The 26,087-nt window shown below is 68.3% G+C and carries 22 protein-coding genes and 1 pseudogene; 13 read left to right on the plus strand and 10 right to left on the minus strand.

Translation table 11 applies throughout. The features are described from left to right. Positions 1 to 7: 7 nt before the first annotated feature. On the plus strand, positions 8 to 1,435 hold the full coding sequence (locus N7925_RS35935; RefSeq protein WP_265603687.1) for a CDC27 family protein: 1,428 nt from the start codon (positions 8 to 10) through the stop codon (positions 1,433 to 1,435). A 171-nt stretch (positions 1,436 to 1,606) separates the two neighbouring features. Beyond that, positions 1,607 to 1,969, plus strand: a pseudogene (locus N7925_RS35940) (NF041680 family putative transposase); the annotation flags it as partial. A gap of 1,272 nt (positions 1,970 to 3,241) precedes the next feature. Here the strand turns inward: N7925_RS35940 and N7925_RS35945 are convergent. From N7925_RS35945 to N7925_RS35955, 3 genes are all read right to left on the minus strand, one after another. After that, entirely contained in the window at positions 3,242 to 4,537 is a 1,296-nt protein-coding gene (locus N7925_RS35945) for a DUF7224 domain-containing protein (RefSeq protein WP_265603688.1), read from the minus strand. Then, positions 4,531 to 5,307 (minus strand): ATP-binding cassette domain-containing protein, encoded by a 777-nt coding sequence (locus N7925_RS35950; RefSeq protein WP_265603689.1) that lies wholly within the window; start codon positions 5,305 to 5,307, stop codon positions 4,531 to 4,533. The genes N7925_RS35945 and N7925_RS35950 overlap by 7 nt, the downstream gene beginning before the upstream one ends. A gap of 70 nt (positions 5,308 to 5,377) precedes the next feature. After that, positions 5,378 to 5,719 carry a hypothetical protein gene (locus N7925_RS35955; protein ID WP_265603690.1) on the minus strand — a complete coding sequence of 114 codons (342 nt, stop codon included), beginning with the start codon at positions 5,717 to 5,719 and terminating at the stop codon, positions 5,378 to 5,380. 1,027 nt (positions 5,720 to 6,746) lie between these two features. Here N7925_RS35955 and N7925_RS35960 point away from each other — a divergent pair. Next, on the plus strand, positions 6,747 to 7,118 hold the full coding sequence (locus N7925_RS35960; RefSeq protein WP_274346368.1) for a hypothetical protein: 372 nt from the start codon (positions 6,747 to 6,749) through the stop codon (positions 7,116 to 7,118). 39 nt (positions 7,119 to 7,157) lie between these two features. Here N7925_RS35960 and N7925_RS35965 read toward each other — a convergent pair whose 3' ends face one another. After that, a complete protein-coding gene (locus N7925_RS35965) occupies positions 7,158 to 7,883 on the minus strand; it encodes a class I SAM-dependent methyltransferase (RefSeq protein ID WP_265603692.1) in 726 nt (241 codons plus the stop codon). 265 nt (positions 7,884 to 8,148) lie between these two features. Here N7925_RS35965 and N7925_RS35970 point away from each other — a divergent pair, with 265 nt between their 5' ends. Both N7925_RS35970 and N7925_RS35975 read left to right on the plus strand, forming a co-directional pair. Beyond that, positions 8,149 to 8,388, plus strand: a complete 240-nt coding sequence (locus N7925_RS35970) for a hypothetical protein (RefSeq protein ID WP_265603693.1) — start codon at positions 8,149 to 8,151, stop codon at positions 8,386 to 8,388. A 29-nt stretch (positions 8,389 to 8,417) separates the two neighbouring features. Beyond that, positions 8,418 to 8,912 carry a DUF6233 domain-containing protein gene (locus N7925_RS35975; RefSeq protein WP_265603694.1) on the plus strand — a complete coding sequence of 165 codons (495 nt, stop codon included), beginning with the start codon at positions 8,418 to 8,420 and terminating at the stop codon, positions 8,910 to 8,912. A gap of 141 nt (positions 8,913 to 9,053) precedes the next feature. On the opposite strand, the gene N7925_RS35980 is transcribed toward N7925_RS35975, so the two are convergent. Both N7925_RS35980 and N7925_RS35985 read right to left on the minus strand, forming a co-directional pair. Continuing rightward, complete coding sequence (locus N7925_RS35980; RefSeq protein WP_331618189.1) at positions 9,054 to 11,756, minus strand: DEAD/DEAH box helicase; 2,703 nt, start codon at positions 11,754 to 11,756, stop codon at positions 9,054 to 9,056. Then, the gene (locus N7925_RS35985; protein WP_274342617.1) at positions 11,753 to 12,313 is read right to left on the minus strand and encodes a hypothetical protein; all 561 of its coding nucleotides are present in this window, start codon (positions 12,311 to 12,313) and stop codon (positions 11,753 to 11,755) included. The genes N7925_RS35980 and N7925_RS35985 overlap by 4 nt, the downstream gene beginning before the upstream one ends. A gap of 88 nt (positions 12,314 to 12,401) precedes the next feature. On the opposite strand from N7925_RS35985, the gene N7925_RS35990 reads away from it, so the two are divergent. The 4 genes from N7925_RS35990 (at position 12,402) to N7925_RS36005 (ending at position 17,015) form a co-directional block, all read left to right on the plus strand. Then, a complete protein-coding gene (locus tag N7925_RS35990) occupies positions 12,402 to 14,018 on the plus strand; it encodes a helix-turn-helix domain-containing protein (RefSeq protein ID WP_274342616.1) in 1,617 nt (538 codons plus the stop codon). Beyond that, complete coding sequence (locus N7925_RS35995; protein WP_274342615.1) at positions 14,018 to 14,593, plus strand: transcriptional regulator; 576 nt, start codon at positions 14,018 to 14,020, stop codon at positions 14,591 to 14,593. Before N7925_RS35990 ends, N7925_RS35995 begins: the two co-directional genes overlap by 1 nt. A gap of 145 nt (positions 14,594 to 14,738) precedes the next feature. Further along, on the plus strand, positions 14,739 to 16,094 hold the full coding sequence (locus N7925_RS36000; RefSeq protein WP_274342614.1) for a type IV toxin-antitoxin system AbiEi family antitoxin domain-containing protein: 1,356 nt from the start codon (positions 14,739 to 14,741) through the stop codon (positions 16,092 to 16,094). Positions 16,095 to 16,184: 90 nt separating this feature from the next. Continuing rightward, positions 16,185 to 17,015 (plus strand): nucleotidyl transferase AbiEii/AbiGii toxin family protein, encoded by an 831-nt coding sequence (locus N7925_RS36005; RefSeq protein WP_274342613.1) that lies wholly within the window; start codon positions 16,185 to 16,187, stop codon positions 17,013 to 17,015. Positions 17,016 to 17,300: 285 nt separating this feature from the next. Here the strand turns inward: N7925_RS36005 and N7925_RS36010 are convergent, their stop codons facing one another. Continuing rightward, on the minus strand, positions 17,301 to 17,861 hold the full coding sequence (locus N7925_RS36010) for a hypothetical protein (protein ID WP_274342612.1): 561 nt from the start codon (positions 17,859 to 17,861) through the stop codon (positions 17,301 to 17,303). A 208-nt stretch (positions 17,862 to 18,069) separates the two neighbouring features. Here N7925_RS36010 and N7925_RS36015 point away from each other — a divergent pair, with 208 nt between their 5' ends. Next, entirely contained in the window at positions 18,070 to 18,381 is a 312-nt protein-coding gene (locus tag N7925_RS36015; protein ID WP_274342611.1) for a hypothetical protein, read from the plus strand. A 369-nt stretch (positions 18,382 to 18,750) separates the two neighbouring features. Continuing rightward, positions 18,751 to 19,758, plus strand: coding sequence for a DUF6292 family protein (locus tag N7925_RS36020; protein ID WP_274342610.1), 1,008 nt, complete (start codon positions 18,751 to 18,753; stop codon positions 19,756 to 19,758). 417 nt (positions 19,759 to 20,175) lie between these two features. On the opposite strand, the gene N7925_RS36025 is transcribed toward N7925_RS36020, so the two are convergent. Further along, positions 20,176 to 20,754: a hypothetical protein gene (locus N7925_RS36025; protein WP_274342609.1), complete on the minus strand. Its 579-nt coding sequence runs from the start codon at positions 20,752 to 20,754 to the stop codon at positions 20,176 to 20,178. A 209-nt stretch (positions 20,755 to 20,963) separates the two neighbouring features. Here N7925_RS36025 and N7925_RS36030 point away from each other — a divergent pair, with 209 nt between their 5' ends. Together N7925_RS36030 and N7925_RS36035 are read left to right on the plus strand one after the other, a co-directional pair. Beyond that, a complete protein-coding gene (locus tag N7925_RS36030) occupies positions 20,964 to 21,833 on the plus strand; it encodes an ATP-dependent DNA ligase (protein WP_274342608.1) in 870 nt (289 codons plus the stop codon). Between the two features lie 608 nt (positions 21,834 to 22,441). Further along, entirely contained in the window at positions 22,442 to 23,695 is a 1,254-nt protein-coding gene (locus N7925_RS36035) for a DNA polymerase III subunit beta (protein ID WP_274342607.1), read from the plus strand. A 1,077-nt stretch (positions 23,696 to 24,772) separates the two neighbouring features. On the opposite strand, the gene N7925_RS36040 is transcribed toward N7925_RS36035, so the two are convergent. Further along, positions 24,773 to 25,909: a hypothetical protein gene (locus tag N7925_RS36040; RefSeq protein ID WP_274342606.1), complete on the minus strand. Its 1,137-nt coding sequence runs from the start codon at positions 25,907 to 25,909 to the stop codon at positions 24,773 to 24,775. Further along, positions 25,902 to 26,087 (minus strand): hypothetical protein (locus N7925_RS36045; RefSeq protein ID WP_274346369.1); only part of this gene is annotated, 186 nt, incomplete at its 5' end. The genes N7925_RS36040 and N7925_RS36045, both read right to left, overlap by 8 nt.

The raw sequence follows: 26,087 nt of genomic DNA on the forward strand, positions 1-26,087 counted from the left end.
TTTCCCGGTGAACATTGATGATCTTGAGTGGCAGGCGGACCGGATAGGAGGAGTCCCTCCGCGGGTAGTGGACTCTCTTCTTGAGCACGGGCACGTGGATCTGGTGGCCCGGGCGGCAGCCGAGCGGGGCGACTGGTTCTGCGCGCAGGGCGCCGTGCGCGCGCTGCAGGCGGCGGGTGAGTTCGAGCGGGCGTGGGCGGTGATGAAGCCGTTCGCGGAGACCGGCTGGCTCCCGGCCGTATCTGCGGGTGTGGATATTCTGCTCGCGTCGGGCCGGGTGGAGGAGGCATTGGCGTTGACGCGTCCCGTAGGGGAGGAGTCCTCCTTGGGCGCGTGTGAGGTCTACGCCGAAACCCTGGTGAAGTGCGGGCGTGTCGACGAGGCGATCACGTTTCTCGAACCGCATCTGCGGGACCGGTGGACGATGCGCTGCCTGGTCGCGATGACGGAGGGGCAGGGGAGGGACGCCCGCGTGCTGGAGCTCCTGGTGCCGCTTGCCGACGAGGCACGCCATCACCAGACGCAGGGCTGTTCCCACCCGCTCTGGGAGGCGTTGGACCTCCAGGCGGAGGTCCTGGAGCGGTCGGGTCAGGTCGAGGAGGCGATCCGGGTGCTCGGCGGCGATGTGGCCGCGCGCCGGTACGGCCCGCAGAACACCGTCCAGTCGTACGCGCAGCTGCTCGCCCGGCACGGACGGGTCGAGGAACTGCAGCAAGCGGCCACGGGCGGCCATGCGCGCGAAGCCTTCCGCCCTCTGATGCAGGCATTTACGGCGGCGGGACGCGCGCAGGATGCAGAGGAGGTCCTGCGCAGGCACATCGCCACTGCCAGGTATCCGAGCAGTCAGCAGGGGCTCCTCATGGAGTTCCTCATCGAGCAAGGCCGGTTCGAGGAAGCCATCACCGTGGGGCGGCCTACCTTCGAAGACCCGTGGGAAAGCCCTCTGCAAGGGGTGGTCTTCCTGCTCGCTGAGAAGGGGCTCCACGACAGGGCGCTGCAGCTCCTGGACGAGTGCAGTCCGGAGTTCGTTGCGGAGCGTGGGGACTGGATTCCGTCCAACCGGTGGTGGCTGATGGGAGAACTGGGACGCTGCCGCGAAGCCATCACCGAAATCGAAGCCACACCCGAACTGGACGCCGAGGAACGAGCCTGCACGATCGCCGGACTGATGGCCCGGGACAGCCGACTTGCCGAGGCCATCAGCCTGCTCGCGGAACACCCTGGACGGAACGCCACCGCAGACCGCGCGCACCTGCTGGCACGCCAGAACCGCCCCCTGGAAGCACTTGCCGCCATCCCCAGCGTTGCCGCTCAACGCGAGGAACACGAACAGCGGTGGGGAACCCGCAAGGACTGGGTCGCCGGCGCGGAGGACAACGACGGCGGGAGCAGCAAGGAAGACCATGAGGGACACGTCGAGGACCCGCCGTTCTAGGGCAGTACCCGCGTACCGGCGGCACCTCCTCGACCGGGCTCCCTACCCGGAGCCCAAAACGGTACGACGACGCTGAGCGCCGTCGAAGAAGTCCAGGTCGAAGGCGCTCAGCATAGGATCGCCGTACGTGCCTACTGGGTCCCCCAACGTCTTCCCACACAGTCAGACCTTCTGGAGCACACGTTTCGCCTGTTCAAGCAGACACCCGGCTTGACCAGGCCCCGGCTTCGCAGCTCGGAAGCGGCCGACCGGTGGACCTGGCTCGTGATCGCCGCCTATGCCCAGCTCCGGCTCGCCCGTCCACTGGCCACCGACCTCCGAAGGCCGTGGGAGAAACCATCCGAGCCGAACAAACTCACACCAGCCCGCGTCCGCAGGGGGTTCAGAAACCTGCACGCGAAGACCGGCTCACCAGCCGGTGCACCGAAACCGCCCCGGCCCGGGCCCGGCCGGCCACCGGGTTCGCAGGACCTCCGCCCCGCCACCCGTCACGACGTGGGCAGAGTCCTCGCCACCGGCGAGGCATATAGCCGCCCCGCCCACCACAGGGCCGGCACCAAACCGGGTCGCCAATCTGTCGCTGAGAGTTGGCAGTTGTTGTCGGTGAGCGCGGTCATCGCCTGTGGTTGGGTGGGAGGGGTGCCGCTGGGATTCGGGCGGCGGTGCAGGTTTGCAGTGGAAGCGCGAGTGTGCTTCGTGGGTGATGAGGGGGCCGCGATGTCGTCGCAGTCCAGGATCGGGGGGACCATGACCAGACGTTGGTACACACCACTCGGAATCAATCTACTACTGGGCATCCCAGCCCTCGTGCCCATGCTGATGCTCTGGATTCTGCTATCGAACTGGCCGCTCGCCGACATGGGGCTGACGACAAGAATCCCGAACAACGAGCAAGACGACAGTCCGAATGCGGCACTTCTCTTCTTCGGCCCCATGATCACTGCGAGCGCCGTCCTCTGGTGGATCGCCAACCGCCCCCTCGCCCGCCGAACCCAACTCACCGCACCCCGCTACTGGCTCCTCTCCCTCACGTGCGCTCTCATCCCAACCGCCGTCGCCATCACAGTTTGGCCCTAAAGCATCCGCTGCTGTTGTCAGCAGTCATCTGCAGAGCCAGGTGGGGTTTAAAAAGCAAGCTCAGCCAACGGCACGGGAACGGCCCACCGACTTTGTCGGCGGACCGTCACGAAATTTTGAGGTTACCTCCCGGGGAGTTGCCTTGATCTCAACATATGAAGCCGCCAGCGACTGGCTGCGGTTGTTCCCAGGCCCGCGCAGAGAGACAGCGCAGCGAGGGCCCAGCTGTGCAGACTGGACGGAGGGGCGGCCGTCCAGTCCCACCACGCTGGTCCAAACCAGATCAAGGGGAAGACGGAGACTAGCGGGATGATCCAGCCGAGCTGGTTTCCGAAGAGCCTCACCGATACGAGAGCGAGTCCGAACCAGAGCAGTAGGGAGCGGACATACACGATCGCTGCTTCATGCCCCACAGCTAGCGCTTCGGTGACGAAGGAGATTCCGCAGGCGAGGGCAATGAGACTGCTTACGTAGCCAGCGTGGACACGGTGCACTCTGCGTGTGCCAGTCTCCTCCTGGGTGGCCATGGCTCCCCCGAAGGCTGCTGTGAGAAACACGGCGGACAGTATAGGAAGTTCGCGGCGATAGGGGATTCCCGTCGAGTAACCCGAGTTGCCGAAGGAGGGTACTGCGATACGTGTGCCGCCGAACAAGGCCGACAGGATTGCAACCGCGGTGACACCGATCAGCACTGCCGTTGCACGATGAACTCGTGCGTATCGCAGCAGGTCAGTCGCGCGCATCAGGCTCGCACCATTCTTCTGTGTTCAGGTGCTTGGTCTGCTGCGTCAGCCACGCTTGCTGCTCGGATGGTGACTTGCGTGTCACCTCGGCAGCCGTGCGCTGGGCCTCGTCTACACCGACGAGGTTCAAACCCTCGTCAGCCGCGGCAGGGTCCTGGCCCATGGCCTGGTATTCCAGCCAGAGGTGGATGTTATCCATCGCCTGCCACACCCGGCGTTCCTCACGTGGTGGCCGGCAGCGGCCTACAGATGTAACGAACGTCCGATGCGCCATAGCGATCGCGGCAGTACGCACGTGGCCCTCAGCGATGTCGAAGCCTCCGTCCCCGAGCTGGTGGCGCCGCAGTCCGTACTCGTAGAACGTGTCGGGAGCCTTACCCCAGTCTTGGCTTCCCAGCCGCTCAGCCATTTTGTTCAGCTCCGGGAGATACTTTCGGTGCTCGGGCCACACGCACACACGTGGCGCGGTCATGTTGGCTTCGGCGCACAGCATCTGGCTGGCGGATGCAGACCGCTCTGTCTTCAGCTCTCCTGCCGCTGGTAGGGCAAGCAGAGCGACGACGGTGAGGGCTATTGCACCGAAGACCGCCGGGCGAGTGTGTCGAGGCAGGAATCGTTTGGCAGGTGCCTTCTGGCCAGCCCGGCTCCATGGAGCCGGGATTGCGACCGCGAGTATGGTCACAGCGACTGCTAGGAGGAGACGTGCGGCGACTGGCGCGATGCTGAGCTGAACGTCCGGCGGCCCGGCAAGAACGTAGAACCTGAAGGGTGTGCCGAGCAGGACGATAAATCCGCCGAGCGCGCAGATCACTGGAGTGAATGCGGCGGACGGCCACAAGCGGCCGGCCAGGTGCCCCCCTGCTGCGAACATCAGGAGAGTTGATGCACCGAGAAGCAGGTAAGAAGGCCAAAGGAATCCGGGGCCCGCCTCGCGCCACGAGACGGCGGCGGCGGTGAGGCAGCCGATAGCGTAAGCCAGGAACCCGAGGGTGAGGGTGGCGCCCAGGCGCGCGGCTTCGGTGCGCCAGCTCCGGCGGGCGGCACCCAGGAGGATCTCCGACATCCCTGCGCGCGATGCGCGGCCCGCCTGCCACGCGGATACGCCTGCAAGTACCGGCCCGAGGAACAAGGTGACGATCTGGGCGGCTACCGTTGCTTCGGGCCAGACACCTATCCAATGCCGAGACCGTCCGAAGAGGACGACAAGATCCACCAGGAGCATCAAAGGGAAAGCGGTAAGCAGGGGAGAGCGTCGAAGCTCGATGCTGTACGTGTTCAGCACGTAGTCTCCCGGGCGGGCTCACGGTTCGCGAGGACCGTCATGTAGCCGCGCTCCAGCGGACTGTCTCCTGGAGCAGATGGCGTGGCTTGTCGAGCCAGGTCCTGAGGGCTTCCGCTGCTGACGATCTGCCCGTCTTGGAGAACGAGGACTGTCTGGCAGGACGCTCCTACGTCCTCGACGAGATGGGTGCTGAGGACGATGGCAACGCCTTCGCGCGCGAGCGAGCGGATGAGTTCCCGGAAGTCGAGACGCTGTGCGGGGTCGAGTCCGACGGTGGGCTCGTCGAGCAGAACCAGGGAGGGTGAGCCGACGATAGCGGCGGCAATCCCGGCACGGCGCAGCATGCCGCCGGAAAGTGACTTCATCCGGTGCCCGGCGCGATCTGTCAGCCCAACTGCTTCGAGCGCCTTCAAAGTTGCTGGTCCGGCGGCCTTGTCGGGGACCTCACGTAGCCATGCGCAGTAGCGTACGAAATCTTTGACGGAGAATGATGGGTAGTATCCGAAGTCCTGAGGAAGATAGCCGATCATCCTGCGTGCTCGGCGCGCGTCCCGCTCAGTCCGGATCACCTGTCCGAAAATTTCCAGAAATCCCGCTTGCGGGGGAGTAATGGTCGCGAGTGTTCGCAGCAGTGTCGTTTTTCCTGCCCCGTTGGGTCCAAGCAGGCCGGTTACCCCGGGCTTAAGGTGAAGGTCAAGATTTTCAATGATAGGTCGATTTCTGTAGCCCTGCGAAAGGCCAACCGTTCGGACGGCAGGAACCGGCGGCATGAGAATTTCCTTTGAAATGTGCTGTGGGCCCGCGCCACTGGCGCGGACCCACAGAACTGAAGAGCTAGTACTAGGAGACCCGAGTGCCGTTGATCTTAAAGGTGCACTCGTAGGTCGACATCTTGCCTTCGTATCCGCGGCCCGGGTTCCTCCAGTGCTGCTTATCCACCTCATTGTTGCAGTTGTAGTTGATTTGGTAGCCAAAGCCAGTATTGGACTGACGCAGGGCGTCGTAGCAGTAGGCGTGACCCGAGGTGCTGTACCAGTAGCCCCGACAGCCGGCCGTCCAGTTCGACTCGTTGGCCGCACTGGACATCGGGGCAGCAAGCCCGATAGCGGCAGCCGAGAGCGCAGCAACCACGCCCGCCTTGCCAGCCTTGGTGCCCGTTATTCGCTTAATGAAAGAAGTCATGTTCCCCCCCCAGGGGTTTTCTGTTTTGAGCTCGCATCCACTCGTTCTTGCATGTCAGCGAGCGCGGGCTTAAGCCTGCTTATGTAATGCCGTCGAGTCTCTTGAAGCACCCTTGGACACGCAAGCACTGGCTGATCATAACCGTGCAATCACCGACGGTCAACGACGCGTTAAATTGGTATCAATCTTCGATAAAAGCCTCATTTGTCATGGTCGACTTCCAGACCTGATTGGCCAATTTACGTCAACTTCACCTGCGTGCGACATAACCGAGACGGGCTACTTGGTGGCGCACGACGGTCGTCAGGAAACTACTTACGGCGTCCAGCTGTCGGACTTGTTGTTCTTGGATGCGCAGAGCCGGGGGCTTCTTGTCAAGGCGCCTGTGTTGGGGTTGGGGTGATGTTGTCTTGCTCGGGTCACGCGGCGAGCTCGATGTCCGCGGGTGTGCGGGACTCGTAGAAGGTGCCGTCGCGGAGCATGGCGAACAGGACGCTGATGCGTTGGCGGGCGAGGCGCCAGCATTCCAGTGCTTGAAGGACGAGCGGGTGTAGCCGGATCGGTCTACCGGTACCAGGTCGACCGCGCCGGCCAGCGTCGTCACCTCACCCAGTGGGGCGGTCCGCACCACCGCGGGTACGGGCGACGCGGTGGCGGGGCAATCGGGGCCAGTGCGACGGCGGCCAGCCCCATCGGTGCCTTCGTGGAGGTGGGTCGGGGCAAAAGTGGGCATGCTGGCCCCAAGCAAGTGTTTGTGTGGAGTCCCGGGGGTTGTCGACGAAGGCGTGCATCACGCTGAAGTGACCCGCCCGGCGAGCGGCCTTGCCCGGCCTTGCGCCGTGACGGTGCGGGAGTGGATTCAGTTAGCGAGGTATGACGATCTCGTATCTGCCTGTCCCTGCCCCCGCCGGTCCGTCGTGCGAGCCGTGGGAGGGGGGAGCCTGAGGTTCTGGCCGGGGCTGCGGAGGCCAGCCAGCGGGCGGCGGCGTGGATGCGGGCGCTGCCCGTGCCGGCGGCGGGTGGGAGGTTGGAGAGGTGGGTTGTCGGCGAGCTGGCTGACGCGGTCGAGAGGGCCATGGGTGCGCTGGACCCGGGGGGCTGCGACCGGATGGACCGGGACGGTGCGGCCGTCGACGGCGGGGGCGGTGTCGACGCGGCAGCCGTGGCGGACCTGGCTGGGCTTCCCTTCGCGCTGCTGGAGGTCGCGGGCTGGCTCTCGAGTGGTCAGCAGGTCCGGCTTCTGGCCGCGGTCGGCACGGTCACCGCGATTGTGCGGCTCCTCGCGAACGACCCGGGCTCCGCGATCGAGCACGGTGAGCTGTCGCGGATGTGCGCCATCCTCGCCTACGCCGCCCGCCCGGACGGTGTCGCGTTGGTGTCCTGTGCCATTGAACTTTGAGCATGTGCCATCGAAGTTTGAGTGGCGTGGATCACTGCGTCAGGGGCGTCGTGCGAGGAAGACGAACTCTCTGCCTGGCCGGTCAGGCGCATCGCGCACGTCGTGCACCACGTAGCCGTGGGCGACCAGATCCGTCTCGACCTCGTCGCGCTCCCGGAAGCGCAGCGTCGAGTCCGAGGTGAGCACCTGTCCGTCCGTGGCGAAGACGTAGGTCCAGCGGAAGGTCACCAGGGGCCGACTCACGTCGATCAGCTGGACCCAGCTCTCCACAGTGCCGGCGCCCGGGATCCGTGTCACGCGGTAGGAGTGCTCGCGGGTCCACTCTTCCCACGCACGTCTGGCCGGATCTCGGGTCTCGAACACCAGGTGCCCGCCCGGCCGTAGCGCTTCGCAGGCTCCCTGGAGCGTCTTCTGCCAGGTGTCCGGATCAACGATCTCCTGGGCGACATTCGCTGTCATCGTTGCGAGGTCGACCTGCAGCGGCGGGAGGGCTGTCGCGTCACCGCAGATCCAGCGCACTCGCTCACTGCCCGGTTTGGCCCGGGCGACGTCGACGGATGCCTGGGCGGGATCGATACCGACGACGTCGACCCCGCGGCCGGCCAGGAGAAGTGCGAACACCCCGGTACCGCAGCCGATGTCCAGCACCCGGCGCGCCCTCAGCTCTCGCGCTATCCGGAGGTAGGCATCGAGATTGCTGCGGTCGGGGTCGAGTGGGTCGTAGATCCCGGCGAGTCGTGGATGCCCGAAGCAGTCGTCAGCCATGGGGCCGAACGTATGCAGAGCCGGGCGCGAAGGGCTATCGAGTTTCGCCGGTCCCGGTTGATTGTGCTTCTTGGGCGAAGGCCCCGCCATCGCCCTGGCCACCCGCACCGTGCACTGATCAAACTTCGATGGCACGAACCTGCAGATGATCAAGGTTCGATGGCAAAGATCAAACTTCAATGGCACAGGACAATCGCCTGGGCACCGGCCGGGGCCGGTGAGCCCGGAGTGGCATCAGAATTCGAACACATGTTCTGATGAGGGGATGGATCGCTTTCCCTTCCCCGACGACCTGATGCGCGCCCAGCAGGAGTGGCACGGCACCTACCGCGCGCTCGCCGTGCCGCGTCCGCGCCGTGCTACCGAGCTGCGCCGCCGTCTGCTCATGCTGTCGACCCGGATCGAGTGGCATCCGTTCTGGTCCACTCCGGCCGGCTGGACGCCCGCGGCCCGGGTGGAGCTCCGGCGGCTCACCGGCGGGGACCGGCGTACGGACGCGGCGTGAGCCGGCTGCCTGCAAGGGGCTGATCGGTCATGGGTGATCTGCCGCCTGACCTGGAGCGGCTCCGGACGCTGGAAACGTGGCTGGTCCTCTCCCTGAAGCGGGTCCGGGAGCAGATCGCGGCTGTCGAGCGGCTGGCACAGTCCCAGCGCGCACCGCAGCCCTCCATGGGCGATCTGCCGCCTGACGTGGTTCGGCTGCGGACGCTGGAAACGTGGCTGGCTCTCTCTCTGGACCGGGTGCGTGAGCAGATCGCGGCTGTCGAGCGGCCGGTACAACCTCAGCGCGCACGGTGGCCGTCGGCCGCCGCCCGGTCCGCCGTGCCGCCCCGCGCGCCGACGCCTGACTGGGGCATCTCTTCTGCCGGTATCGGGAGGTCTGTCGCTGAGGTCCACCGGGGCGACTGCTTCACCGGGGGCAACCGGATGATGCTGCCGATCAGTGCGGAGCGTGCCCGTGCGGAGCTGGCCGGCGGTGTCCAGGCCTGCGGGGTGTGCCGCCCGGACAACGTGCTCAACCGGCTGTGACCGCCTGGCGGGCTGGATAGGGTCAGGGGTAGTCCGTGCCGTATGGGTGTGCGGGTCAGGGCGGGTCTTTCGGAGTACGGCCCGAACCGACGGTGCCGGTGGCGGAAGCCACCGGCACCGGACCCCGCCCCTGCGGGTGGGTCAGGTCGCTGTCGCCCAGTCGATGCCGAGCGTGGCGAGCTGCTCGCGCTGCTCGGTGCTCAGCTTGTCCCGCCGGGTGCGGGTGTTGCTGATCCAGGTGCCCAGCCGGACCGCTCCGTGGGGTGTCTCCTCGATGTGGGTCCTCGGTACGACGACCCGCCCTTCCCGCGCCGTGTACTGGGTGAGCGCGACGATGCCTCGCTCGAACGCCCCGGCCCCCCTCTCTTTCCCGGCCGGGGTGGCCCGGGGGGTGAGGCCGAGTGCTTCCAGGCGCTCGGACTGTTCGGGCAGCAGGGTGTTCCAGATGGAGGGGTCGGTCTGCTTGGCGATCCAGGTGCCGACGTCGATGCCGTTCACGGTGACGCCGGGCAGGACATCGGCCGGGCCCTGTTCCTCGCCGAGGAGGATGCGGGCGGCGGCGTAGTGGCGCTGCCATTCGACGGGCCACTGCGGGTTCCAGTCCGGGTCGATCGCTTCCAGTGCCCGGCGTCGTTCGTCGGCCCGTACCGGGTCGCTGCCGAGTCCGCCCGGCTTGCGGAGATTGGCGACCCACTGGCCCACCGCGACCCCGTCCATCACCGCGCTCCTCGGGCAGGCCAGAGTGGAGTGGACGGCGTAGTAGGCGCGGGCCGCACCGAGGTTCTTCCAGAACGCCGCGTCGCCGACCGACCAGACCATGCCCACCTCGTTCAGCAGGTCGGTGCGCCACGCCTTGAGGGTCCCGGCGCGGAACGCGCGGCGCTGCTCGGTGACCCAGCTGCCCAGCCCGTACGTGCCGCCGTCGTCGCCCAGCTCGACGGTGGTCTCGCTGGGGACCTGCGCGTGCCCGTGCTCGTCGACGAAGGCGCGCAGGGCGCTGTACCCGGTGAGCCAGACCTCGGAGTCGGGCCGCAGGACGCGGGTTCGGAGGAACAGGGCAATGGACTGCGGGTCGCGGGGGAGGGAGAACCGCAGCAGCGGCGTGCTGGTGCCCGCGATGCCCGGGGCCGCGCCGGTCTCCTCGCCGCCCTCGCCCTCGTCGTCCTGGTGCTCGTCGGTGTCGGCGTCGTCCTGGTCGTCGTCGCCGGGGCCGGCGGCCACGCTTTCGTCGGGGACGTCCTCCTGGCCCTCGCCCTGGTCGCCGTTCTCGTCGGCCGTGGCTTCCTGCGGGTCGAGGGCGAGGACGGAGGTGATCTGTCCGCGTGCGGTGGTGGTGGGCAGCGCCATGCGCTCGATGACCCGGTCATCGTGTGCACGCAGGCCCTGGAGGATCGCGACAAGCCCGGTATAGCTGGGGGAGGCCATCATGTCGCCGGGGTCCTCCCCGGGCTGAAGGAAGACCGGGACGATGATCCTGCTGACCTTGCCGTCGCCGGGCTCTTGGCGCAGCGCCCGCCCGATGATCTGCACGACCTCGACCGGGCTGCTGCGGGTGTCGGCGAAGACGACCGCCTGCACTCCCCGCTTGCCCCTGATGTCGACGCCTTCCCCGAGGACCCGGCAACTGGCCAGGAACGACAGCTCGCAGACCCATCCATCCGCGTCGAGGCCGTCCGCGTACCGGGCGAGGACGTCGCGCCGGTGGGTGGCGGGGTGTTCGCCGGACAGCCAGTCCGCGCCGACCCGGCCCGGGTAGGCGGCGGGGTCGGCGTGGTGGAGGCGGGCGGCGGTCTCCGGCATCGCACGGGCGAAGCTCATCGCGTCCAGGGTGCGGGAGTGGAACGTCATGTAGGAGCGGACGCCGGTCTCGTCGGCGTGCTTGAGGAGCGCGGCCTGTAGGGCGGCGAGCCGCCGGCCGCGCCGTTCCTCCAGTGACGCGTCGTCGGCGAGGGGTGAGGGGTCGCGGATCTCCAGGACGTCGATCTCGAACCGGGCGAGGACGCCGCGCTCCACACTCTCCATGAGGCCGGTCTCGTGGAGGACCGGCCCGTACAGCTCGGTGTCGTCCATCGAGGCGACGAGCCGTCCGCCCAGCGCCTCACCGCCGTTCTGCGGGACGGTCCCGGCCGGGGCGGACATCTCCGGGTCGGCGTCGACGTCCTCCTTCTCCGCGACGTCCGCCGCAGCGGGTCCCGCTTCCCACAGGCGCGGGGTCGCCGTCATGTACAGGCGCCGCATCGCCGGGATGCGGGTCTGGTCGTGCACGCACGCCCAGGCCTTCGCGGCGCTGCCGGACGAGCGATGGGCCTCGTCCACGACCAATAGGTCGAAGGGCGCCATTTTCTGCCCGTAGGAGCCGCGCAGCGCCTGTTCCAGGACGCCGGGGGCGGCGGTGTCCGGGGCGTCGTCGTTCTGGTCGTCGGCCAGGCCCTGCGGGGCGAGGGAGGCGTACGTCGCGAACACCAGCACCGGCCCGTCGCTTGCCCACAGGGCGAGTTGGGTCGGGTTGGTCGTGCACCGCACCCCGAGGGCTTCCAGCAGCGGGTCCGCCCCGAGGGAGCACACCGCGACCGCCGGGCCGGTGTGCCCGGCCCGGCGCCATGCCTCGATCGTCTGCGTCAGCAGATCCAGGGTCGGGACCAGGACGCCGATCACTCCGTTCGGGCACAGCTTGAGCGCGGCCATCGCCGCGGTGACGGTCTTGCCGGTGCCGGTGGCCATGTGGACCTGGCCGCGCAGCCCGCCCACGGGCAGCGTCCTGTCGGCCGGGAGGGACAGGCCGCGCACGATCGCGTCAACCGCCTCAACCTGATGCGGCCGCAGCGTGATCCCCTGCATGCTCATCGCTCCTCACTCAGCCCGGCGGTCCGGCCCGGGGTGAACGGGGCGACGGACACCACCCCGTCATCATCGACGCTCACCCGCTCGACGAGCTGGACCAGTACCTCGTTCGGGGTCAGCCCGGCCCGCGCCGCCACCGCACGGACCCGCCGCCCGGCAGCCGCGCCCAGCCACACCTCGGCACACAGCTCGTCCCGCTTCTCCCGCTGCTGCTCCGTCCACGCGGCATGGGTCCGCAGCGCCGTGGTGCGCCGCTCCTCCCGCTCCCGCGCCCAGGCGCTGCCCTTCTCGTCCAGGTCGCCGTCGTAGACGCCGGCACCGGATGCGGCGAGGTGGGCGGCGACCCGCTGCCATTCGGTGAGCAGGGCCGCCCACCGGTCGGCCAGCTCCTGCGGATCCGCCGCGAACTCCCGGACCGCCACCGGGGAGCGCAGCTCCTGGCGGGTCTCGCGCACCCGCACCACGGCCGTGTCCACGGCCTGGTCCACCTGCGCCCCGGTCATGCCCGCCGCCTGACGGCGCACCTGATCACGTGCCACGTCCTCCGGAGTCCAGATCATCGTGCTCCTCACCCTGCCATCGCCAACACACGTACAACTGCTGCGCAATCTAGCACTAATAGTTGTGTAAGTGCGGTACAGTTCTCGTATGAGTGAAGGAACCAGCGTGGAAGCGCTGCTCGAAGAGGCCCGGCTGAACGCCGCGATCCCCCCGCCGGAGGAGCGCCTGCGGCTCCGCGAGGCAGCCGGCCTCTCCCGCGCCCAGGTCGCCGCGGCGGTCGGGGTCCAGCGCGGCACCGTCGCGAACTGGGAGACCGGAGCCTCCAGCCCCGTCCCGCCCGCCCGCCTGCCCTACCTGCGCCTGCTGAAGGGCCTCGCCGAAATCCACCCCACCCCCACCCCGTCGTCCCCGGACCCGGTCGCCGCGCTGTTCACCGAGGAGCCCGCCCCGGCCTCGATGGCCTCTGCCCCGGTGCCTGCGGCGTTCACCGGCCTGGAAACCCTGCGAGGCCCGGACGGCCGCGCGATCGAGGGCGACCCGGGCCCCTGTGTCCGGTGCGGTGTCGAGACGACCTACCAGTCCACCGACGGCCGCCCGCTCCACTCCGGCGCCCTGTGCCAGCCCACCACCACCGCCCCGGCCCCGGCCGTCACCACCACCGCCCCGGCCCCGGCCCCGACCGCCACCGCGCCCGCACCGGCCGCACCCGCACCGGCTCCGGTCTCGCCGGTCCCGGCCCCGGTGCCGACCCGCCCGCAGCGCCGGTCGAAGTCCGCCGAGCGCGCCGAGGCGGATCTGATGGCGCTGATCCGGGGTGCGGTCGAGCAGGAGGCGGAGCGCGCCGGCGGGGACGAGGACGCCGCGCTCAAGGCGCTGATCAACAGGGCGATCCCGGACGTCATGCACCTCTTCAACGAGACCCGGGCCACGGCCCGTTACGAGTACACCGCCTATCCGGCGCTGCCGGACATCCTGCACAAGCCGTCGAAGAAGGAGCCGGATCAGATCTGGGAGGCCCGGCCCGCCTACAACAACCCCGCCTACTCCCTCCGCGCCCCCCACGCGGACCTGCGGGTGACCGCCCTGGACGTCAACGCCGCCTACCTGTCCGCGCTGAAGGTGTGGCTCCCGATCGGGAAGCTGGAGCACACCACCGGCACGGACGGCGTCGGCCCGAAGCGCTCCGGCGTCCACCTGATCACCCCCGCCGAGTGGACCCACCCCCACCTGCCCAACCCGCTCGGGGACCGCGACGAACCCGGCGCCCTCTGGATCACCGACGCCACCCTGCGCCTCCTGCTGCGCCTGTCCGGCCCGAAGTGGGGCCTGACCGGAGCCCCGACCGTCCACGAGTCCTGGACGTCCGGCGCGACCGAGAACTTCCTCGACGCCCTGCGCAAGCTCCTGACGTCCGCCCGTTCGGAGGCGATCACCGCCGGAGACACGCTGATGATCGAGTACGTCAAAGCGATGTACAGCAAGTTCGTCAGCACCATGGGGGAGTCGATCCACAACCGCGAGATGGTCCGCCCCGACTGGATGCACAACATCCACAGCCAGGCGTACGCCCTGCACTGCGGCCGCGCCTACAAGGCCCACCAGGCCGGACTGGACGTCGTCGCGCTCAAGCACACCGACGAACTCCACGTGATCGGGGACTGGCGGCAGGTGTTCACCGAGGGCCGGGGCGTGGCCGAACTGAAGATCAAGACCGGTGACGGCAAGGCTTCCGGTGAGTACCTGGTCGGGAAGGTGGGCGGCTGATGGCCGGACGCTGGAAGGACTTCGGCAAGTACGGCGCGGACGGCGCGCCCGGGGCCGAAGCCCTCGGCATCGCCATGGAGGGGATGGTGCGCGGTGTCGCCTCACCGGTCGACAGCGACCGCGGCCTCGCCGCCCGCCTGAACTACCTCACCAAGTCCGACGCCGGATACGAGGCGATGGACCGCGCCGGCGTCCACGTCTCCCCGCGCACCCTGATGGCGTGGCTCGCCGAGGAGCGCACCCCGAACAAAGCGAACCTCGCCCGCCTGGACGCGGCGTACTGGGACTTGCGCCGCCGCAACGTCGCCACCGACCTCAAGCACCGGCTCAACAACGGGGGCCGGGGGACCCGGGTGGAGATCAACCCGGTCAACCAGACCGGGGTGGACGACAGGTACCGGCGGGACCTGGCCCCCCGCAGCATCAACGTCCGGGGGGTCTGGGACCGTGCCGTGGACGCGTGGATGGACGACGACCTGGACGAGCTGGACGCGGTCTGGGATGAGGTCCTGGACCTGATCGGCTCGGACTACGACGGGTACAGCTACGTGTCCTCGATCGGCTGGGCCGCCTGACCGGGCCGGCGGGGCGAACTGAATCGGCTCTCGAATGATTTTTTGCAGAGTTAGTTACGCCTAGCCGGGGCGGTCTTGCAGAGTTAGTTACACCCAGGCGTAACTAACTCTGCAAGATTCTAGAATCATGTGTAACTATGGCTGCATGGACCGTGGAGAGCAGCTGAGGCGCGTCGCCGAGCACGCCTCCGACCAATGGGGACTTGTAACCGCTGCCCAAGCGAAGCGGATCGGCCTGACCGCCGTGCAGATCCTTCGGCTAGCCGAAGCAGGACTGATCGAGAACGTTGGCAGAGGCGTCTATCTCCTTCAAGCGGCGGGCTTCCCCTTGCACCTGGAGCTCAAGGTTGCCTGGCTGCGCCTGCAACCCGCGGTCTTCGCCTCGGAGCGCCCGCTGGGGGGCAAGGACTCCGGTGTCGTCTCCCACGCCTCCGCGTGCCAGCTCCACGGTTTGGGAGACATTCCCGCTCCGAAGACCGAGATCAGCGTGCCCCGACGACGGACGACCACCGAGCCATTCGTCCACCTGCGCACTGTGCAACTGGAGCCGGACGACATCACGCTCGTTCAAGGGCTGCCCGTCACTACAGCCCGCCGCACCATTCTCGACCTGCTCCGCAGCAAAACCGACGGCGGCCACCTCGGCGGAGTCATCGCCGACGCGGAACGTCTCGACCTCATCGAGATCCAAGACCTCCAGGAATCCGCCCAGCCCTTTACCCGCACCTACGGCCTTCCCGCCCAGGCCACAGGGCAGGAACTCATCGAGCACCTGGTCGACCAAGCCGGCAAGCACCTGAGATCCCAAGAAGTCGCCAGAGCCAGCACAGAAGGCTTCGCCACTGCCCTCGAACTAATGACTCGAGAGGCCTACCAACCTAGCCCTGCCATCCGCCAGTCAATCCAGGCCATCCAGCGGATGCACGAGCAGACGGTTCTGCCGAACAGCGCTCTGCAGGAGAGTGTGCGGCGGATTGGTGAGCAGCTTGCGGCGACGAGTGCTCCTCTGCAGGAAACCATGCGGCGGATGAATGAGCAGATGGCGTTGCCGGACAGCGCTCTGCAGGAGACCTTGCGGCGGATTGCTGAGATGAGTGCGGCGACGAACGCTCCTCTGCAGGAGGCCATGCGGCGGATTGGTGAGCAGCTTGCGGCGACGAGTGCTCCTCTGCAGGAAACCATGCGGCGGATGAATGAGCAGATGGCGTTGCCGGACAGCGCTCTGCAGGAGACCTTGCGGCGGATTGCTGAGATGAGTGCGGCGACGAACGCTCCTCTGCAGGCCATGCGGCGGATACACGAGCAGACCGCGAATCCCCGAGCTCTCGAACAAGGAAGCGGCGCCGCAACTGTCGAAAGCCGTCCTGCGATCGAGCAACAAGACTCATCAAGCGGCCGGGCAGCTCACGAGACCTCTACCGAGCACACAGTCCAGCACCAGGTCACGGACGATGTTCAAAAAAGCGCGGGCGGCAAACCGGACTCCGAGTACGATCAGTGATCCAACTGACTGCCCGGGGATGTCCACTTGCAGAAGACCTACGCCACCCCTAGAGCCTTCCAAACGGCTCTGGGAAATTCGGCACGCAAGATGTCCCTGAAGACAGGCATGAGCGTCACCGACCTCATGAAGATCTTCTACTTCAACCGGCTAGCCGCCCGCGTGTTCACCAAGGACCCGGACGGCTGGCTCATCAAAGGCGGACAAGCCCTCCTCGTCCGCTACCGAGGCGCCGCCCGTCTCAGCCAGGACATCGACCTTCAGAGCACGAACCTCGACCTCACGGCTAGTGAAGTCCGGCAACTGGTCATCGACGCAGCCGCCTTCGACCTCGACGACTTTCTTCGCTACGCACCCACCAAATACAGCGGCGCCGCAGAGGACGGACGCGGCGGAGCCCAGTACTTCAAGGTCTACCTCGGATCCGCCGAAGTGATGACCATCAAGGTCGACCTCGTCGTCGGCCGCCCGCTCACAGGGACTGTCGAAGTACGCACGCTCAAGTCTGCCGTCGACCTCGAATGGCCCGTCGACTGGCCCGAGGTTCGCCTGTACCCGGTCGTCGACCACGTCGCCGACAAGATCTGCGCCATGTACGAACGACATGGCGCAAGCGGCCAGCACGGATCCAACCGCTACCGCGACCTCGCGGACCTTCTCCTCATCGGCCAACAGGAGACGGTCCCCAGCCAAGCTGCGCTCCAAGCTCTGCAACGCGAAGCCGACAGACGCCGCGACTGCGGCACGCACCTGCCCCTCCCCGACACCTTCCAGATACCCGGATCCAACTGGCACGAGGGCTACCCCAAACAGGCCAAACTGGTCGTGGGACTGAACGGCTGCGCGACGCTCTCCGAGGCAGCTGCTCTCGCTGCCGCCTTCGTCGACCCTCTGCTGAGTGGCACCGCCAGCGGCACCTGAAGCCCGAGTTCCACGGCCTGGCTTTAGAGCCTCAGCTCGCCTCTGACCGCCATCCGGTACGTCGTTGGGGCCCTGGCTTTGTGCACGAGAACCGGCTCTGGCTCAACTTCTGTGGTCCTGCTCCTTGCGCTCCGTCCCCACGCCGGACCGCTCTTCTGACCTGCCGCTTTCCCTGGAGCGCCGACCAGATTCGCTGACCGCCGACCAGCACCACAGAAGTTGAGCCAGAGCCGGTTCTCGTGGACAAAGCCAGGGCCCCAATATGGATGTGAGTGGTAGCACCGCTCAGTGGCCGGGGCGTGGTGCTGCGCGCATGGATTCGCGTGACGCGTCCAGGAATGCCCTCCGCGCCTCCTCTGCATTCCTGCACATGTCTTGGTACATGTTGTAGTTGGGCCAGTCCGGGGTTCCGGAGTTCGAGCGCACCGACGATCCCAGGACCTCCAGCGCTTCGGCAAGGTTGATGCACGCTCTGTCCACAGCTTCCGGGCCGAGAAGCAACACCCGCTCCAGGGGGCGCTGCACGCCTTCAGAGATTCGATCCACCTGGGTCGCCGTACTCGCCTCGTGGTCCTCCCAAAAGCTGGGGCCGCTCTGCGATTCCACATGCGCCGCTACTTCCTCGAAGTGCTCTCCCGGGTCGATCTCCCTTTGAAGTCCCTTCACTGCGGTATCCCAGGCATCGAGGAGCGCAATGTACGCGTCCTGACGCTGTCCACGGAGCCACTGGCCATGCTCGACCGCAGCTTGATCCCTGACCTGCCTCCGGCCGAGAAAGAACCCGCTGGCCAACACCACCGCTCCGGCAATCACCGCTGCGACGATGGTCGCCACTTCGCTTGTCATGCCCGACATCATCCCAAGAGCGCCGGCCCGCAGGGGCGTGGTTCGCGCTCGCCGTTCGATCATGGTGCTTTAAAGTAAGGTACAGTTTTCTCGGCGCTGTGGGTGTCCACTGCCAGAGCGCGCCGCCCCTCTCCCACCCCGCACGACGAGACAGGAGGCCACCATCAGGACGGGCCGCCAGAGCGCTGCCCTCGCCCGGCTCAGCAACGTGGAGACGTCGGCCGAACGGACCGGCGCCGCCGCCGGCGCGGGGGAGGAGCTGGCCGTGCTCGCCCCGGCTGCAGCCGCCGCCCTAAACCTCCTCGCCGACGCCGTCCGGCGCGGCCGCGCGGACCAGGATGGCATCGTCCAGGCCCTGAAGGACGCCCGTGTCGACGAGGCGTTCGCCCGGGTCTTCGACGCCGCTTCCGAGCGGGTCATGGAGGCCGCCGACGACCCGTACGACATCGACGTCCGGCTCGACGTGGACAACCTCTCGGGCGCGGCGACCGACATCCGGCGCACATTTGACTGGCTGTAGCGTCCCGGCTCCACGTGCCCGCACCTCGGTGCGGGCACGTCGCCGGGCCGTGGTGCTGGATAGGGTCGGGCCAGTCCGTGCCGTATGGGTGTGCGGGTCAGGTCCGGTCACCGGAGTACGGCCAGGACCGCACGGTGCCGGTGGCGGCCTGTCACCGGCACCAGCCCCCGCCGCCGGGAAGAACCACCAGGGCGTGAACGCGAAAAGGCCGGCGCCCTCAGTCCGCTCACAGGAGCGGGTAGCACGGGCACCGGCCAACCCAAGCGCACAACCCGTAAGGTCACGCCCTCGTACGGGCAGCGTACCCGTACGCTGGGCCAGGACACAGACACCGGTACCGTTTTATAGACGGTGAGTTGGGGAGCACCCGTGATCAGAGCAGGACGCCGCCACCTCGTACGCACCCTGGCGGACCTCGCCGCACAGCAGGGACTGCGCACGGAGAGGTACCTCAAGCTCAAGCCGTACGAGGCCCCCGGGTTCCCGCCGCCGGTCAGCTCACCCAAGGCCCGCACACGCCTCTACGACGGCGAACAGGTCGACGCCTACCTCCTGGGCAAGCCCGTGCCGCCGCTTCCGGACCAGGACGGCGACGATGACCTCTTGGACCGCCAGGAGTGCGCAGCTGCGATCGGCGTCACCCCCCGCACCTGGGACGGCTACAAGCGCCACCCGCTCCTGACCGAGCACGTCACCGACGTCGGCGGGGTGGAGCACTGGCCCCGCGGCATCGTCCGGCAGTACCAGACCAGCCGGCCGGGCAAGCCGACCGTGACCGGACGCCCGGAGGGCACCGGGGACCAGGTCCCCCGCGACCAGCTCCCCGCCCTCACCGCCGAACTCCTCGACGCCGACCCCACCATCAGTTCTGCCGGGGTGACCGAGGCACTCGGCATCCACCGCGACACCGCACAGGAAGCCCTCACCCGGCTCCGCGCCGACCGCATGGCCGACCTCATGCACACCGACCCGTCCCTGACCCCCGATCAAGCCGCGGTGGCACTCGGCTACCCGGCCGGACAGGTCCGCCGCGCCACCGCACGCGCCGACACCGTCCTGCGCGCCCGCCGGGCCGCCCCATACCTGGCCGGTGTCACCACCGCCCTGCACCGCGCCGGCTGGACCAACACCGAGGCCGCACCCGACGTCCAGTTCCCCGGCGACGACAGGGTCGTTGCCGCGCTCGTGCTCGACGGCGACCAGGCCCCGGCCCCCGCCCTGGTCTGGGACGAGCGGTACGGGTGGCGCACCGCAGCCTCCCGCCGGCACCCGCTCACCAAGGGCGCGGTCCTTCCGCCGGAGGGCGACGGCATCCGGTACCTCGCCGGGGGTATCACCCCGCCACCCGGCGCCCTGATTGCCGCTCTCACTCGCTGACCGTCCACGTTCGGCGCTGACCTGAGGCCTCCCGGTACGGATCCGGCTCATATGGCCGACGGCAACCGGATCCCCGCCTCCGCCCTGCGCCGGTGGGTGCAGGAAGTCCTGCGGCTGCTGGCCGCCCGTGCCCCGCGTCTGGAACGTGCCCTGAAGAAGATCGCCAAGAAGGGTAGGGCGGTCGTTCTGCTGGACGGCACGGTGATGTCCGCTACCTGGCCGACGGCATCACGCCACTGCCCGACGACGTCATCGCCGCCCTCACCCTCTGACTCGGCAGCCCGGAGCGGCCAGGCCCCCGTTGACCGCTCACCTGGTGATTCGCCATCGGCGGTGGGGAAGCCGGTGCCGTAACGACCACATCGAGCCGCCGGCCCCAGGAGAGAAGGGTTTCCCAACGGGGTCAAGCTCAGAGGTTCAGAAGAGCACCCATTGACGCGCTTCATCATCCCAGACAAGGTCGATGATCTGCTCGTCCTTGATCGCCAGGGCGTGCCACCTGCCATCCATCCAACGCACGATCTGCGGGTAGTCGCCCATGTTCGCCAAGTCGGAAAAGTCCATTGTGGGCAGAAGACTCAGCGCGTCGGTTGGGGTCCCCGAACCGATGTGGATCTTCGGACCCTCAATCAAGGAGAGGGTCGCGGGGCTGGGATTGGTTGGTAGCCCTGAAGGAGGCTGAACACCCGTTCCCCGGCTCACCAAGATGGCCATCCTCGGCAGCTTTTGCAGGAGGAGGTGAAGAGCCCGGTCAATACGCTCGCCCATCACGGTGCCCAACGACGTCGCAACCGCAGTAACGAACGGTGCGACGGCGACAACCGCGAGAACCTCTGGAACATTGACGCCTGTGTTCTGGGTGCGGCTATAGACATAGAGGCGGGAGTCATCACTAAGGGTAACTGACGCATCCGCAGGGGCCAGCTTCGGCTTTGAGGGTTCACGGGCGGCGCACCGACCCTCGAACATCAGGTGCAACCGCTGGTGCTCGGCCAAAGACATCATGTTCTTCCCCCGGTCTCCCGCTGACCATGAAGATTAGTTGACTCCCCATCGGCTGTACTGAGTTTCCACAGCGGTGCCCCATCCGGACTTTAGGTCATCCAAACGCCGTGTCCTGGACCAGTCGCCCATGCGCCCGCGGTGGCCCCGGCCGGGCCCCGGAACCCGAGGTGCGGTGCGGGCCGGGACGGGGCAGGGTCGGGGTGTGGAGTACCCGATCCGGCCCGCACTGGCGCGCGGTACCGATGCTGCCGACCGGCCCCGGGTGGCATTTCGAGGTCAAGGTCGATGGGCACCGGATGATGCTCCGGCGCACCGGGGACGGGGTGATCTGCTACTCCCGCACGGGCCGGGTCGTCACCTCGCACTGGATGGACCTCGCCGTCCCTGCCATGGCGTTGCCCCCGGGAACCGTGCTGTCCGGGGAGGCGGTCATCTGGCACGGGGGCCGGATCGATTTCGGGGCGGTCCAGGCCCGCGCCGCGTCCTCGCTGGACCGGGCCCGCGCCCTGGCCGCCCGTCACCCGGCCTCCTACGCCGCGTTCGACGTCCTGGAGCACCCCGACCACGGCCCCGTCGCCGCCCGCCCCTACACCGTCCGCCGCGCCCTCCTGGCCGACCTCCTCAAGGACGTCGGCCCCCCGGTCCAGGCCACCCCGACCACGGACAGCCGGACACTCGCCCTTCAGTCGTACGACGTCCTCCGGGCGCAGGGCGTGGAAGGGATCGTGGCCAAGCCCGCCCGCTCCCCGTACCCGTTCGGCCGCCGCACGGCATGGGTGAAGATCCGGCACGCGGACACGGTCGACGCCCGCGTGGTCGGCGCCACCGGCCCCCGCGGCCGGCCCCGCGCGCTCGCGCTCCTCCTGCCCGGATCGACCCGGCCCCGCCTCTCCGCGCGCCTGGCCCCCGCGCTCGCCGCACGCATCGGATCCGCACTCGCCGGCGCACCCGCCACGGGGGAGCACCGCGCGGGCGACGAGACGTACACGGCACTCAGCACCGAGCTGGTGCTGGAAGTGCTCGCCGGGTCCGGCCGCCACGGCACACTCACCGTCGCCCGCATCCGCTGACAGGACGGGGCGCAGCAAGGTACGAAGAGCGCGGCGGCGTCGTGGCCGAACGGGGCGCAGCAAGGCACAAAGGGGGCGGGAGCCTGACGGCCCGGGCGCGCCGCGCCTGACGGCCCGAACCTCTGTGGAGTCACCGGCGGCGGGTGTTGACGTGCCGCCGCCTGTGGGGGTGATCCGCTGCGCTCCTCACCCCCACAGGGCGTGCCGGTCCGCTGCGCTCCTCGGACCGAGCGCTCCGCGCTCTCACGCCCGAGGATGCCGGGGCCGCCGGTCCGCTCCGCTCCCCGGCCGCGCGCTCCGCGCTCTCGACCCCGCCCCACCGGCCGCTGGGTGCGCTCCGCGCCCCACGGCGGTGCCGTCCGGCCAAGCGGGACAGCGCTGCGCGCCGCCCCGAGCGCTGCGCGCTGCCGGACGGCGTCCCCGCCGCTCCGCTCCGGGGACAGCGGCGACACGACAACACCCGCCGCCGGTGTCTCCATATGGGTTGACCTGCGGAAACGTCCTCAGAACCACCCTCGCGCGGCATGTAAGTGATGTAAGGTTGTCTTGTTGGTCGGCAGTAGCAGCCGCCCAACGAACCCAAGCGCAACCCAACCCAAGGGAGAAGCATGTCCGAGCAGCCCACCACCCAGCCCACCCGCCAGGAAGCCGCACACACCGCACAGTTCACCGCGCCGTACGGCCCGGTCGCGGACGCACTCGCCATCACCGAACTCGGAGTCCAGGCCGGTACGGGATCGTCCCCCGCCCAATGCGGTGTCCTGCTCACCACAGCCCGCCGCATCCTGACCTTGACCACGCACGACACCGAGACCGCCGTCACGGTGACGCTCCCCGTGGACACCACGGCCACGGGCTCATCGCTCCTGCAACACAGCCAGTTGAAGAAGGCACTGGCCGCCATGGTCACGGGGGAGAGCAAGGCGGCAGCGGCCCGGACTGCCGTCTCTCTCACCGGTGACCTCCTGGCCACCCCGCACCTCAGCCTCCCGGTCCCCGCACTCGACCGCGACGAGTTCATCGACCCGCCGCACCCCGCGCCCACCGTCGCCACCGTGGACGTCCGTCAGTTCCTCGACCAGGCCCTGCGAGTTCTGCCGGCCGCTGGCACCGACGACACCCTCCCCGCACTTACCGGCGTCCGCATCACCGTCGACTGCCAGAGCGTCACACTCTCGGCCACCGACCGCTACCGCTTCGCCGTGGCCGATGTGCCCGCCGTCGTCGACACCACCCCGCCGCAGGAGGCGAACTCCGCCCTGATCCCTGCCACGGTTCTCGCCCGACTGGCCAAGCGCCTCAAGGACCACCAGGGACGCGCCCGCATCGGTATCAGCGCGCACGGCACACCCCGAATCACCCTGACCACGGGCACCACCACCATCACGATCCGACAGCTGGAGGGCGCCCAGATCAGGCACAGCGCCCTCTTCCCGAAGACCACCGACTGCTCCATCGCCCTGCCCCGGACCCCCACCCAGCGGGCCCTGAAGAAGTGCCACGCCCTGATCAAGGCCCTGGGGGAGACCCAAGCGCCCGTGAGCCTCATGTGGGCGGCGGATGGCAGCCTCACGCTCGCCCCCATCCTCGGCACGACCGAGGACCGGGACCGGACCAAGGGCATGGCGCTCGCATCCACCACCACCGCCGGAACCACCCCCCGCGACCGGGCAGTGTCCCTCAACCCGAAGTTCCTCGCCGACGCCCTGACCGCGTTCGACGGCGAGACGATCACCCTGCACCTCCGCGACGAGGAAGCGGGCAAGCCGCTCAAGCCCGTACTGCTCACCGCAGGACCCGACATCACCGAAGAGGACTACCGGCATCTGCTGATGCCCGTCCGGCTCGGCCAGGACGCCTAGCCACCCCGGGGGCGCAGCGAAGTACGGGGCGCAGCAAGGCACGAGAGGCGCAGCACAGCACGGCCGGGCCTGACGGCCCGCGTTCTCTGGAGTCGCCGGGGCGGGGTGTTGACGTGCCGCCGCGTGGGGGGTGATCCGCTGCGCTCCTCACCCCCCACGGCGTGCCGGTCCGCTGCGCTCCCCGGACCGAGCGCTCCGCGCTCTCACGCCAACGGTGGGGCGGGGCCGCCGGTCCGCTCCGCTCCCCGGCCGCGCGCTCCGCGCTCTCGACCCCGCCCCACCGGCCGCCGGGTGCGCTCCGCGCCCCACGGCGGTGCCGTCCGGCCAAGCGGGACAGCGCTGCGCGCCGCCCCGAGCGCTCCGCGCTGCCGGACGGCGTCCCCGCCGCTCCGCTCCGGGGACAGCGGCGACACGACAACACCCCGTCCCGGCGTCTCCATATGGGTTGACCTGGGGAAACGCCCTCGAAATCACCCGGTACGGCATGCAAGTGCAGTACCGTTGTCTTGTTGGTCGGCAGTAGCAGCCGGTCAGCAACCCAAGCCCAATCAGCCCGAAAGGCACCCAAAGTGACCGACGCTCAGCGCTTCGCCCTGGCCCTCTACGCCGACGGCACGTCAACGGCTCGCCGGTCAACGTGGGGGCCACGGCCCTCTACGCCGCCCACCGGCCGCCCCACCAGCTCTACCACGGCACCGCCATCATCACCGGCGGCACCGACCGCCACGGCGACCGCACCAGGCAGGTCCCCCGCCTCACGGCGACGGCGGATCGTGGACCGGCTCACACCGCACGCGGCGGCAGCCTCCCGCTGAGTCAGCATCGGACGCTTCATCCCCCTATCCTCCACGCCCCGACCTGCACCGCCCGCCGCGCCTGCCGGTCCGGTCGGGTGACCCCCAGCTGGCTCTGTACACGAGGACGGGAAGCGCCCATCAACGATCAGGATTCACGGCGAGAAGCTCTGCCGTTTAATCACTACCGATGAGTTCAGAGGTCGCTGCGGACGCTCGGTGGTACGAGGATCCCCCTCGACAAAGCGTGCTGGGCCCAGGGCAGCGGCGTGTGGTGCGCGCCTCACTCGTCGGCCGATGCGTGGCTGGTGCGGTGTTCGGGATCGTGCTGCGCGCGCCTTGTGGCGGCATCGGCGAGTGCCTCTCGACGATGGGTGAGTTCCCGGTCGAGCGTCTGCAGGGCGTTCTTGGTGAGCCCATTATCGGTCATTTGCCAAAAGTGCGGCTCGTAAGGCCGGCGGACGCGAGTCGGCTGGGGGAAGAGCGCCGTTATCGCGGGATCGCCGAGCGCTTCCAAGGAAGCTGCTAGTCCCTCGGGCAGTTGGGCGTGGCGGATGAGGCCGAATTCGAGAAGGCGCCGACAGCCGTCCTCCCAGGCGTCGTCACGCAGGCCGAAGCCCTGCATGCGGGGCCGCGTGGTGAGGAAGACGCCCGACACGCTGTGCTTCCTGGGCGCCCACTGGCTCAGCATCCTCAGGATGAGCCACGTGGCGACCTCGGAAGGATTGAGCACCTGGATCCAGCCCTTCAGGAAGAAATCCTTGGGGAGCGTGATCGTCTTGGCCGTTGTCCAGCTACGGACGGGGACGGAGTAGACGTCCGGGGTTGGCATATCGCCCCGCCCGCCTTCCCCCATGAGCGAGAAGTCCTCGTACAACCGCTGTCCACGCACGCCCCGAGGAATAGAGACCAAGGAGTCTTCCTGGCCGAGTTCCTCCAGAGTTCTCAAAGCTCCTTTAACCTGCCGAAGCTCCAGATCCTCCAACTTCCTCGTGCGCCACCGCTCCTCCGCGCGCGCACTACCACGGAGCTCCGGAGGCATGCTCTCCAACGCGGCGTCATACGCCCCCGACGCTGTGTCGTACGCACCGTCGATGGCAACGAGGGTGGACCACGAGTCGGCTCCCTTGAGAGGGCGACCGTTCTGCCAGAGGTCTCCTGTGTCCAGTCGGCACTGCGCCTCGAAGACCGCCAACAGGTAGAAGCGCAGCGCCAACCCCCGAGGAAGGACTAGCTTGGTGAGTCTCGACCGCTCCCCGTCGGCCCGCAGCAAAACGCTGCGCAGGACGATCGAATCCGGTTCCTTCCCGGCCTTCCATATCTTGTCCAGGGCCTCAGACGCCTTCGCGACCGAGTCGGCCCTCCGCATCTGCTGCAGCCGACGCAGTCTGCGCTCGTTCGTCTCCCGTGCGTCAGCCACGAAGGAAGATTAGCGTTTTGATCCCGTCGTTTTGATCCGGGTTAAGAACTCTAAGCTTCTTAACCCGGATCAAAACGTTGATCACGTCCTTGATGAGCACACTTTCAGACGCCTCACCATGGACTTCAGGCCCGCTCAACGCAGGCTCGGCGGCCATGTCGTTCGTATAGACGCGAAC

Source organism: Streptomyces sp. CA-278952 (assembly GCF_028747205.1).
In the GTDB taxonomy this organism is placed as follows: domain Bacteria; phylum Actinomycetota; class Actinomycetes; order Streptomycetales; family Streptomycetaceae; genus Streptomyces.

Excerpts from the sequence above, each read along its gene's own strand:
- N7925_RS35970 (WP_265603693.1), top strand. The coding sequence starts at position 8,149 with ATGGATCGCTTTCCCTTCCCCGACGACCTGATGCGCGCCCAGCAGGAG.
- N7925_RS35995 (WP_274342615.1), top strand. The coding sequence starts at position 14,018 with ATGGCCGGACGCTGGAAGGACTTCGGCAAGTACGGCGCGGACGGCGCG.
- N7925_RS35985 (WP_274342617.1), bottom strand. The coding sequence starts at position 12,313 with ATGATCTGGACTCCGGAGGACGTGGCACGTGATCAGGTGCGCCGTCAG.
- N7925_RS35980 (WP_331618189.1), bottom strand. The coding sequence starts at position 11,756 with ATGAGCATGCAGGGGATCACGCTGCGGCCGCATCAGGTTGAGGCGGTT.
- N7925_RS35965 (WP_265603692.1), bottom strand. The coding sequence starts at position 7,883 with ATGGCTGACGACTGCTTCGGGCATCCACGACTCGCCGGGATCTACGAC.
- N7925_RS35950 (WP_265603689.1), bottom strand. The coding sequence starts at position 5,307 with ATGCCGCCGGTTCCTGCCGTCCGAACGGTTGGCCTTTCGCAGGGCTAC.
- N7925_RS36010 (WP_274342612.1), bottom strand. The coding sequence starts at position 17,861 with ATGACAAGCGAAGTGGCGACCATCGTCGCAGCGGTGATTGCCGGAGCG.
- N7925_RS36000 (WP_274342614.1), top strand. The coding sequence starts at position 14,739 with ATGGACCGTGGAGAGCAGCTGAGGCGCGTCGCCGAGCACGCCTCCGAC.
- N7925_RS35955 (WP_265603690.1), bottom strand. The coding sequence starts at position 5,719 with ATGACTTCTTTCATTAAGCGAATAACGGGCACCAAGGCTGGCAAGGCG.
- N7925_RS36035 (WP_274342607.1), top strand. The coding sequence starts at position 22,442 with ATGTCCGAGCAGCCCACCACCCAGCCCACCCGCCAGGAAGCCGCACAC.
- N7925_RS35975 (WP_265603694.1), top strand. The coding sequence starts at position 8,418 with ATGGGTGATCTGCCGCCTGACCTGGAGCGGCTCCGGACGCTGGAAACG.
- N7925_RS36005 (WP_274342613.1), top strand. The coding sequence starts at position 16,185 with ATGTCCCTGAAGACAGGCATGAGCGTCACCGACCTCATGAAGATCTTC.
- N7925_RS35990 (WP_274342616.1), top strand. The coding sequence starts at position 12,402 with ATGAGTGAAGGAACCAGCGTGGAAGCGCTGCTCGAAGAGGCCCGGCTG.